Origin of the sequence: Pseudomonas sp. FP2335, assembly GCF_030687535.1 — a bacterium.
Classification (GTDB): domain Bacteria; phylum Pseudomonadota; class Gammaproteobacteria; order Pseudomonadales; family Pseudomonadaceae; genus Aquipseudomonas.
The window spans coordinates 3,143,666-3,152,591 of record NZ_CP117437.1 but is presented as its reverse complement, the minus strand read 5'-3'; the positions used below and the strand labels follow the sequence as shown (position 1 = coordinate 3,152,591).

The window sequence follows — 8,926 nt, the reverse complement described above, 5'->3', positions numbered from 1 at the left end:
GCGGGGCGCGGCTACGCTGGATTAGGCTGCGTAATTCGCCTCGGGAATCCAGTCGGCAAATCCGACCTTTTCTACGCCGGTTTTGGGGTTGATGATCGGCTCGCCCTTGGCGTTGACCAGCACAGCCTTGGTCCTGATCTTCATGTCGCGACAGGTGATGCTGCGGCGTGCCATATCAATGAATTGCTGGGCGTACTGGGGGGCATCGAAGAACGGCGACAGGCGCACGCACTTTTTGCCCGCCATGATCTTTGCCACCTGAGCCTCCACCGCTGCCTCCCATTCAGGGATCGTCAGCTCGAAGCGCTTGCCGTCGACAACCTTGATTGTCCCGGTGGTCTCGCGAGCATCTTCGCGAGCCCAGTTTTCACTCATGCCAAACACTGCAAAAGTTGTCATGGCCTTACTCCAGGCTGTCGAGGGCTTTCTGAAGCAACTTGCTCACCGGCAGCTCTTCGTCCTCGTCGTGATTCATTGCGCGCTTGATGTAGGCGCATGCCTCTTCAGCGTTGTCGCGCAGCCGATCCAGCTCTTCATCGTTGTCATCTGCCTGGCTTTCAAGCAGGCGGATATCTTCGCGAAGGCTCTCGGTCTCGGCGCCAGGGTCAATGCATTGCTCGGTTAGGCGCCTGGTAAGTTCAGCCGCTGCGGCTGGCTCAAGCGCTGCATAGTGCAGGCACTCTTCGTCGCTCAAAGCACTTGCAGGGATGCTCATGGATTATCTCCAGTAAGGCGCCGCCACCATCGGGAGCGCGGCGCAGTGGTGGGCTTCAGGCGGTAGCGCGCTTGAGCTGTTCGGTCAGTTGCGTGGGCAGGCCGCGAAGCGTCAGAGTGCCGTCCCCCTCGTCAAACTTGATCTTGTCGCCCAGCAGGTGAGCCTCGAAGCTGATCGACATCCCTTCGGCTCGCCCGGTGAAGCGTCGGAATTTGTTGAGGGTCTTTTTGTCCGGCGGCAGGCTTTCGGAAATCCCGTAGTCCTTCGCCTTGATGAAGTCGTAGAAGCTCGTCGGCCGGTCTTCATCGATCAGGCTCGACAGTTCGTTGAGGGTGATCGGCTCGCCCAGCTTTGCCTGTGCCATGGAGTAGCTGACCAGCGTGTGAGTCTTTTCGCGGGCGGCATCTTCGACCATGTCCTCGCTTTCAACGAAGTCGCTGAACGCCTTCAGCAGCGAGCGCGTTTCGCTCGGCGCGTCGATCCCTTCCTGGCAGCCGATGAAGTCGCGGAAGTAGTCGTTGAGCTTCCGGCCCTGCTTGCCCTTCAGGTACGAGATGTACTGTTTCGACTGGCGGTCGGTCTGCCATTCGCTGATGTTGATGCGCGCGGCCAGGCGGACATGGTCCAGGTCCAGGCGTTTCACCGTCAGCAGGGCCAGTTCTTCGGTCATGGTCACCGCTTCGGTTTCCTGCACCAACGCGATCACCAGATAATCGGTCAGGCCTTGCTGGTAGTGGCAGAAGAGGGCGTGCCCACCGGTGGTGAGGTTCGATTCTTCCATCAGCTTGGTCAGGTGTTCGACGGCGATGGTGCTGAACGCCAGGAAGTCGGTGACGCCAGCCAGGTATTTGCCGAGCCAGCCACTGAATGGATGGGCGCCTGACTCGCTATGAAAGAACCCCCAGCCCTTGCCGGCGGTGGCGTTGTAGCTTTCGTTCAGCTGGCTCATCAGGTCGTCGCGGGCCGGACTGTCGACTTGCTCGGATGCGCCAAGGAACAGAACAGCCGGGCTGCCGTCGGGCTTCTTGTCGATCTTGTGGATGACGCTATGGCGTACAGGCATTTCGTTTACCTCAGGTAAGCGCCGCCCTCCGTATCCGGTGGTGGCAATTTGGTTTGGGTTGGGGTATTACGGGTGACCGGCATGGGCCGGAAGGTCGAAGACTTTTTGAGGTGACGCTTGGAAGCATGGATAGCAGGATTGATTGGTACGCTTGTTGGCGCAACGGGATCCGTGGCGGGCGTCTGGATTCAGAGTTACTTTCAAACTCGGCGCGAACGCCTGAAGCTTGTCATGGACATCGCCGTACAGGACCGTAACGATACAATTCGTTTGGCAAAAGAACTGGGCCAAGCCCAGGGCGCCATCGCACCGCTTGCGCTTTTTGCTCACTATCATGCCGAGCTTTTTCGACTGATTGAGAGTGGAGACCTAACCGAGAAAACCATGACAGATCTATATCGTTCTAACACCATCCTGGGAGGGATCATTAAAGATGTAGATCACAAGAGAAAGACCACGGGGCTATGAGCCCTGCAAGATTTCGTCGTCAGGCTCTGGCGGGTCGTCTGCGAGCGCCTTCAGCCCCGCCGCCCGAATGATCTGCGACACCTTTTCGGTAACCACTAAAGGGGTCCTAACTCAAGTGCCTGCCTGGCGGCGTTGAGCCTCAAGGTCCTATTCGCGAGTTACATCGACAGTTCTCTCAGCTTTCTTTCCGCTGCATGATCAAACTGGAGGAGAAGTGCTTCAGATTGCTCCTCATTGATGACGCCAGCGCAAGTCAGGCCGATTACAAAGCCATGAGCTTTCGCGCCGTATTTCACCGCCAGTATCATTGATCCAGCAGTTTCTATATCTCTGAGAATTTTTTCTGCAGGGCGCCGTGCTGCGACTGGCAAGTCGAAACATTCACTGGTCATCTTCTACTCCACACACGCGAACTTCTCAGGCTCTGGGCCTCACGGGGCTTTTTGCCCTCTATAAATCACGACTGCTGCAGTAAAGCGGGGTTCAAAATAACTAAATGATCCGCTTATGAGTTCCGGCTGGCGAAAAATATTCGTCGCCAGGGTCGTTGCGTAATTCTCGCAGACTTTCGCTATGAAAAGCTCGCGCCACGTTTTCGCTAATCATGATTTCGTGGCGCGGATAGCTCAAGAAGTCCGCAAGCTCTTCGTCGACCATCAAGTCCATCTTCATGATGGCGATCTGCAGGACCTCGCTAATGATCGGCGTCTTGCCTCTGGCGCAGATCCGTTCCATGGCTTGCTCGATGCCCGGCCTGACCTTGTGCCGCAATTCCTTCTCGGCGACTGCCAAGCGCTTCTGCGCAGCCTTGGCCGAACGCTCCTGTACTGATTTGGCCATGGCCTACCTCTTCTATTCCGCTGGCCGGCAGTGCGAGCCAGGTTTGACGTTTGCGTTGCTGAATGCGGGCTATGCGGCGCATGAATCGGTCTTCACCTGGCGCCAGGCGCCGACAGCCTCAAAGATCCGCGCGGCGTGTTCCTCGTCCAGCGACATCACTTCGGGAATGGCGATCCAGCCTGAAGCCACCATCTGGCTTTGATTCGCCTCGTCACGCAGCTTCTTGTAGCAATGCTCGATCACGTCTTCGAGGTGGTCGGAGAGGTAGACGCCATCGGGCGCAACCTCCACGGATTTGCTATAGCGGTCGCCTCGGGCGTCGATGCAAAGGGCGCTGAGGTAGATCGTCCATCGGTGAGGGATGCTGCAGACAGCCTGACCAATCTTCCCCGGTGCGATGTTCTTCATCGACTTGTAATTGATCATGCCCTGGCGGCCGCTGGGGTCGATGTTCACCACAGCGACGTGATTGGAGGCCAGTAGCGACCGGCAGGACCGGTCAATGCGGGCTTTGAGGTTGTGAGGTTTGCGCTTGCTCATAGTGCCTCCGCGAGTTTGCGCTGCGCGTTACGCTCAGCCCTTGTCAGAATTGGCTTGCGACGCTTGAGGATTGTTTCGGGATCGATCTTGGTCGAGCGCTTCGGCGGTGGCGGGTTGATCGCTGGGCTTTCGCCTTGGTAGATCGTTCCGCCAGCGGCCAGGAATAGCGCCGTACGTTCCGATATTGAATCGGCGTGTCGGCGCTGCTGCTCGACCAGGTTGAGATGGTTGCTGATCATGATCAGGCTCCTAAACGATGGGCTTGCGCCCGAGCTTTGTCTGCCACCTCGTCAACCATGCGATTCAGCTCCAAGTTGAACTGGACCAGCTCTTTGTGAAGGTTGGCGATGTAGTCTTCGTTGCGGTAAATCGTCTCGATGTAGAGCTGGCACTCTTCATCCTGGCGAGAATCGAAGGACAGGAAGTCCCACCACTTACGGCCCGTCACGAACATGCAGCCCTGGACTTGCGGCATGTGTTCCTCGGGCATGCCTTCAAGCCAGGTCCTGACGTGAATCGCCTCGCTGAAGGGGTTCTTCGATTCGATTCCGCCATCAATGTCTATCAGTCCGTCAGGGGAGCACCCAAGCCAGTCGTACTTTGGGTGAACGATGAAACCTGACTTGGTCACCACATTGCCGGTCAGCATCTCGTACGCGTCGTGGGATGGCTTTTCCTGCTCATGCCCCCACGCAAGCGACTTGCTGCTGACGCTGTGCTTGGCGCGCTTTGCCAAGCGCTCAAAACACAGCTCATGCATATAGGTGGTGCGGGCGCCTTGCGGAACCCGTTTACCGTTTTTGTCCGGCTTCCCCCAGGCCATCACATCCTTGAAGCGGCTGGCTGTCACGCGGCCAGATCGATCCGCATGCCACTTCTCTGTGCCCTGAAGCTCATTTCTCACTACGCGGCCTCCTCTGTGCGGGGCTGGTCGCTGTTGGAACCGGTCATGTCGGTGAAATCAGCATCGACGGTTGCAGCCATGCTCTTGAGTGCTTCGTGGCACGCCAGGCCGATCGCTGCACGCTGCTTCGGCTTGAGGCCTGCCCAGGCTGCCGCGTAGGCTTCGATGTCCTGGCGCTTCGCAACGGCCAGCAGATCCGCGAATACTCCGTCGATTTCAGGCGAGGGGGATTTCGGGCCGAATGACACGCCAGCAGTTGCGGCGGTGTTCGCGGCCTGTTTGGCGGGGGTGATGTCGATCTCGCCACCGTACGATTCTTCGAATTCGTCGGGGGTGTACACGCCAAGAATCACGTCGGGGCAGAAGAGGCGGGCCCATTTTTTGGTAACCAGGTACGCGATCTGCTGCTTGGGGTCTTCCGCCCAGAGCGTAGAGTTGCGGGTGCGGACCTGGGTCAGCAGAAGTTCCAGGGTGCGCGGCTCGTCTTCGCCCCGGAAGGTTGCCCAAACCTTGATGCCGAGTCCTTTTTCATCGTCAAAGCTCCAGGCCGGAACGCGGTACTTTTTGAACTCGCCAGTGTCCTCGTCCTTCTTGGATTTGCTGGTGACCTCACGCATCTTCCCGATGACGTTTTCCCAGGCTCCAAACCACTCGAAGTTCAAGCGACCCTTGACTGGTGCCTTGGCGGTGATCACCGCGTTGACGAGCTGCGCCTCATAGCTCAATGCGCCGCCGTTGACGATGAACGTCTTCTGCGCCACGGCAAAGGGGTTCATTTGCCACTGCATTGCTTGAAGCACCACCGCCATGCAATCGGCTTGGTTGCCTTTGAGATGCTTCGGGACGGTGGTCACTCCCTGCGACATCATCAGTGCGAGGTCGCTCATCGACCGCATGGTGCCTGGGTCGAGGATTAGCGCGGCCGCGTTGTGCGATGGATCGTGGTAGGTCGCGAGGCCGGTTTGTGCTTGGGGGGGTGTATCGGTCATAACGCTCTCCGTAGCCAGCATGGGGTATGCTGGCCGTCAGATGGAAAGGGTGGTTAGAAGTTGATGGCGCGAAGCCAGGCGCGAGCGGTATCGAGGTCCACGTCGAAGCCCAGGGCGACAACTTCGATGATGTCGTCAGCCTGCGGTGTGGCCGGGTCCGCATTGATGGCTTCAATCACGGGGGTATGTACGACAGCAGGTGCGACTTCCGCTTTCTCTTCGTTCACAGTGCCTGCGGCTGGCGCAGGGACTGCAGCTTGAGCGCGCAGGCGGGCCAGCTCCTCCTGGTCGCGTTGGTATTGTGCGTCGCGTTCACGCTGCTGGGCTCTTTGCTCTTCCAACTGCTCACGCTGCTGGCGTTGCTGCGCTTCCATATCGCGGCGTTGCTGGTCCAATTCGTCCTGCTGCTGCTTCAAGCGTTTACGGTCTTCTTCTGCGCGCTGATTGCGCAGCTCTTCGGCCTCGACGTCGGCCTTACGCTGCTTTTCGCGCAGTTCGTCCAGTTCTTTCTGCTGTTCCAGCAGCTTGGCAGCAGCTTCTTCCCGGTCAACAGCAGCCTTGTGCAGCGCTTCCAATTGCTCAATGGCGTTATCGCGAGCGATGGTGCCTTCGGCTTCAAATTCGCCATATTCCTCGGGCAGGATCACCGACTCTTTGACGCTCTGCAGAACGCTTGCGACATCGGCGGCGCTGCGGCTTGCATAGGCGGCAGCGACAGAGCTGAACCGGTTGATTTTCGCCCGGATGGCTTCGATGCGTTCTTGCTCCAGCCGCTCCCTTTCGGCTTTGGCATCGGCAACGCGCTTTTCTTCGGCTTTGATGGCTTCGTCGATTGGTTCTTCAAGTACCAGAACGCGTGCCTTCAGCGCCTCGCCGAACTCTTTCACCTGGTTGACACGCGCCTGGGCGTCTTTGACTTTTTGTTGATACGGGACGAGCGCTGTCTTGGTTGTATTCGCAAGGGCGTAGCGGACGTCGCGGATATCGACGCGAACCTCTTTGGCGTTTGCCAAGCCTTCGCTGGTCGAGCAATCAACGACCAGCTTTGCGTAGGTGGTCTCCAGGCGAACGATCTGTTCTTCGTGCGGCTGATATTCGGCGATGTCGGTGACGGCAACAGCAGGGACAACGGAATTGTTGGAATCTTCGGTTCTGCTCGTTTCGAGCGGTTCTTGTGCAACTGCTTGTTTGGTGTTTTTGGACATGACGATCCCTCGCTGCGCCAGGCGCAGCATTGAAGTAGTGGGGTTGAGTGCTGCCGTCAGGCGGCGGAAATGAGTGATGCGTTGTAGTCGTCGTAAATCTTGTCGATGCGCGCCCGGAAGTACCGATGCTCGTTGTCATCGATCACGCGAAGCATGAAGGCCAGGGTGACGCACGATGTTGCCGCCGAACTGGCGTTTGGTTTTCCGAGGTCGCGGATCATGTTTTCGATCTCGCCCTCGATCCAGCTGACGGCGTTTTGGTGGTCTCGTTGTGAGATGTTCATCCAACAGCTCCAGTAGGCGGGCAGATGACTTCCATCTGTGTCATGGCTAGGCCAATCCGCACCTTGAGGTTGGAGCGCTCTTTGATGCGTCGCGCTTCGCGCTCTGTCAAATCGACTGCCGTGTACTCGTGGAACAGATCGGCGTGCTGTTTCCTTCCGAAGTTCGGCAAGTCAAAGCGCCTTTCGGATTCCCTGGCCTGAGCGCTATCCGCGTAAATGCTGGACATGGCGGGACTCTAGGCGCCGGGCGAGGGCGCAGGCTTCGTTGTGGTTGCGGCGAAACCCTTTCACCTTGCCGGTGTTGGAGTCGACGACGTGGAAGAACTCATTCCCTGCCGGGATGACCCGATAGAGCGGTGAGGTTTTTGGAGCGCTGGAGCCGACCAGCCCAAGGCAAAGGGCTAGAGCCATGTTGCGGCGCTGGTTCATTGCGAGCGCTACATCGCAGTAAGCGTGCTGACTTTGGATCATGTTCGCCTCCAGGGGCGTGCTGTTCACCTGTATTCGTCAACACTCATTCCTCCCGCTTGTTGCCGATGGGCGCGGGGTGAGTGCTGACGGGTAGAGGCGGGGAAGGGTGTTTTCTGCATCGGGGTGTGATCTGCCCAGGAATCGAACCTGGAAGACTTACGCGTTCGGCTACCGGGCGCCCGTCGCCTTGCGCTGCATATCTGTGGCGATACCGGCCTTCATACCGTCGAACCGATCCACAAATCACACTCCGATGCAGCCTGGTGCTGGGGAGTACCAGGGCCTCGGGCAGTTAACGACAGGCTGTCGTTGGCGCTGGTTGTCAGGCTGCGGCCGGGATCACCACCAATGCGGTGTTGACCATCGTTCCGGCCTGCTTGAATGAGGCTTCTGGCAGGGTTTCGATACTGCCGCCGCGCTGCTCTACGATCCCGCGAAAGTCCCGGGTCAGAGCGTCATCGCGAAAGGTCACACCGGAAGGCATGATCGCCACCAGTCGGCCGCCGGGTTTGAGGAACTTCAGGGCGTGAACGACGTGGTGAATGTCGCTGCGCTTCTTGTCGAAAGGCGGGTTCATCAGCACGCGGTCATAGATGGGCTTCGGCTCGACCTGCAGGAAGTCGCAGGGTTCGGAAACTCCCGATAGTGGCAACTTCAGTTCGATCAGCGCTTTGTGGTTGTCCGGCAGTAGTTCGTGCATGTCGACCATGACGCCTACTGCTGCGGAGTTGGCGGCCACAGCAAGAGCGCCACGGCCCGCGCTTGGCTCCAGCACCATCATCCCGTCACCGATCATGGCGAGATCCGCAGCCTGTTTCGCAACGTGCGGCGGAGTAGGGAAGAAGCCAAAGTCCTGCGGAACGGTAACCTCACCGGTCATCAGGATGTTTTCGATTGCGTCGGCCGCGTCACCGGCAAACAGGTGCGCCTTTGCCTTGGTGTTCCACTTTCCACCGGCAGCCTTCAGCGTTTTGTCGAGACGCTGGTACAGGCTTTTGTCGAGTTGGCCGCCGGTGATGAACAGTTTGTTGTCTTCAGTGCGCGAGGTGCTGAGTAGCGCCATCACTTCGTTATCGACCTTCATGTGTGACTCCCGTTTGATTTCCCGTCAGGCCCTCTTGCGAAGGCCTGCCAGTGAAAGCTTCACTCCGGCACCCTGATCGGCTGCTGGTCGATGATCGTGATTGAGCCCCGATCAGTTATCGCGACCCTGGCCGTCAAGCCGGGATGCAGCTCTGCAAGCGTCGGGTGAGCCTTGAAGTCAGTGACTCGACCTGTGCGATCGCCAAGGCCGAGGTAGATCACGTCGCCTATTTCAATTTCACTGCCGCGCTTCGTTGGCATTTCCGTACCTCCGGTTGTCATCCCAAGCAGCCCTCGCGAGAAGGCTGCTCAGTGATGCTTTCCGCCGTGACCCGCTACTGGCGTCGGTCACCGGCTTGAATCA

General features: G+C 58.4%; 16 protein-coding genes. 1 reads left to right on the top strand and 15 read right to left on the bottom strand.

Annotation, left to right across the window (positions count from 1 at the left end):
• Positions 1 to 21: 21 nt before the first annotated feature.
• From PSH81_RS14095 to yejK, 3 genes are read right to left on the bottom strand one after another with little or no spacing between them, the layout of a single operon-like run.
• Positions 22 to 399 carry a hypothetical protein gene (locus PSH81_RS14095; RefSeq protein ID WP_305390855.1) on the bottom strand — a complete coding sequence of 126 codons (378 nt, stop codon included), beginning with the start codon at positions 397 to 399 and terminating at the stop codon, positions 22 to 24.
• 4 nt (positions 400 to 403) lie between these two features.
• Complete coding sequence (locus tag PSH81_RS14090) at positions 404 to 715, bottom strand: hypothetical protein (protein ID WP_305390854.1); 312 nt, start codon at positions 713 to 715, stop codon at positions 404 to 406.
• 55 nt (positions 716 to 770) lie between these two features.
• The gene (gene yejK / locus PSH81_RS14085) at positions 771 to 1,778 is read right to left on the bottom strand and encodes a nucleoid-associated protein YejK (protein WP_305390853.1); all 1,008 of its coding nucleotides are present in this window, start codon (positions 1,776 to 1,778) and stop codon (positions 771 to 773) included.
• A 117-nt stretch (positions 1,779 to 1,895) separates the two neighbouring features.
• Between yejK and PSH81_RS14080 the strand changes: the two genes are divergently transcribed.
• Positions 1,896 to 2,246 carry a hypothetical protein gene (locus PSH81_RS14080; protein WP_163001868.1) on the top strand — a complete coding sequence of 117 codons (351 nt, stop codon included), beginning with the start codon at positions 1,896 to 1,898 and terminating at the stop codon, positions 2,244 to 2,246.
• Positions 2,247 to 2,404: 158 nt separating this feature from the next.
• On the opposite strand, the gene PSH81_RS14075 is transcribed toward PSH81_RS14080, so the two are convergent.
• The 12 genes from PSH81_RS14075 to PSH81_RS14020 form a co-directional block, all read right to left on the bottom strand.
• Positions 2,405 to 2,638, bottom strand: coding sequence for a hypothetical protein (locus tag PSH81_RS14075; protein ID WP_305390852.1), 234 nt, complete (start codon positions 2,636 to 2,638; stop codon positions 2,405 to 2,407).
• 100 nt (positions 2,639 to 2,738) lie between these two features.
• Positions 2,739 to 3,086: a hypothetical protein gene (locus PSH81_RS14070; RefSeq protein WP_305390851.1), complete on the bottom strand. Its 348-nt coding sequence runs from the start codon at positions 3,084 to 3,086 to the stop codon at positions 2,739 to 2,741.
• Positions 3,087 to 3,155: 69 nt separating this feature from the next.
• Positions 3,156 to 3,626: a hypothetical protein gene (locus PSH81_RS14065; RefSeq protein WP_305390849.1), complete on the bottom strand. Its 471-nt coding sequence runs from the start codon at positions 3,624 to 3,626 to the stop codon at positions 3,156 to 3,158.
• Positions 3,623 to 3,865, bottom strand: coding sequence for a hypothetical protein (locus PSH81_RS14060; RefSeq protein WP_305390848.1), 243 nt, complete (start codon positions 3,863 to 3,865; stop codon positions 3,623 to 3,625). Before PSH81_RS14060 ends, PSH81_RS14065 begins: the two co-directional genes overlap by 4 nt.
• 2 nt (positions 3,866 to 3,867) lie before the next feature.
• Positions 3,868 to 4,530 (bottom strand): lambda exonuclease family protein, encoded by a 663-nt coding sequence (locus tag PSH81_RS14055; protein ID WP_305390847.1) that lies wholly within the window; start codon positions 4,528 to 4,530, stop codon positions 3,868 to 3,870.
• Positions 4,530 to 5,519, bottom strand: a complete 990-nt coding sequence (locus PSH81_RS14050) for a RecT family recombinase (RefSeq protein ID WP_305390846.1) — start codon at positions 5,517 to 5,519, stop codon at positions 4,530 to 4,532. The genes PSH81_RS14055 and PSH81_RS14050 overlap by 1 nt, the downstream gene beginning before the upstream one ends.
• A gap of 53 nt (positions 5,520 to 5,572) precedes the next feature.
• Entirely contained in the window at positions 5,573 to 6,724 is a 1,152-nt protein-coding gene (locus tag PSH81_RS14045; protein WP_305390844.1) for a hypothetical protein, read from the bottom strand.
• A gap of 56 nt (positions 6,725 to 6,780) precedes the next feature.
• Positions 6,781 to 7,008 (bottom strand): hypothetical protein, encoded by a 228-nt coding sequence (locus PSH81_RS14040; protein ID WP_305390843.1) that lies wholly within the window; start codon positions 7,006 to 7,008, stop codon positions 6,781 to 6,783.
• A complete protein-coding gene (locus PSH81_RS14035) occupies positions 7,005 to 7,235 on the bottom strand; it encodes a hypothetical protein (RefSeq protein ID WP_305390841.1) in 231 nt (76 codons plus the stop codon). The genes PSH81_RS14040 and PSH81_RS14035 overlap by 4 nt, the downstream gene beginning before the upstream one ends.
• Positions 7,213 to 7,479, bottom strand: coding sequence for a hypothetical protein (locus PSH81_RS14030; protein WP_305390840.1), 267 nt, complete (start codon positions 7,477 to 7,479; stop codon positions 7,213 to 7,215). Before PSH81_RS14030 ends, PSH81_RS14035 begins: the two co-directional genes overlap by 23 nt.
• A 322-nt stretch (positions 7,480 to 7,801) precedes the next feature.
• The gene (locus PSH81_RS14025; protein ID WP_305390838.1) at positions 7,802 to 8,563 is read right to left on the bottom strand and encodes an SAM-dependent methyltransferase; all 762 of its coding nucleotides are present in this window, start codon (positions 8,561 to 8,563) and stop codon (positions 7,802 to 7,804) included.
• 59 nt (positions 8,564 to 8,622) lie between these two features.
• Positions 8,623 to 8,823: a hypothetical protein gene (locus tag PSH81_RS14020; RefSeq protein WP_305390836.1), complete on the bottom strand. Its 201-nt coding sequence runs from the start codon at positions 8,821 to 8,823 to the stop codon at positions 8,623 to 8,625.
• Positions 8,824 to 8,926 lie beyond the last annotated feature (103 nt).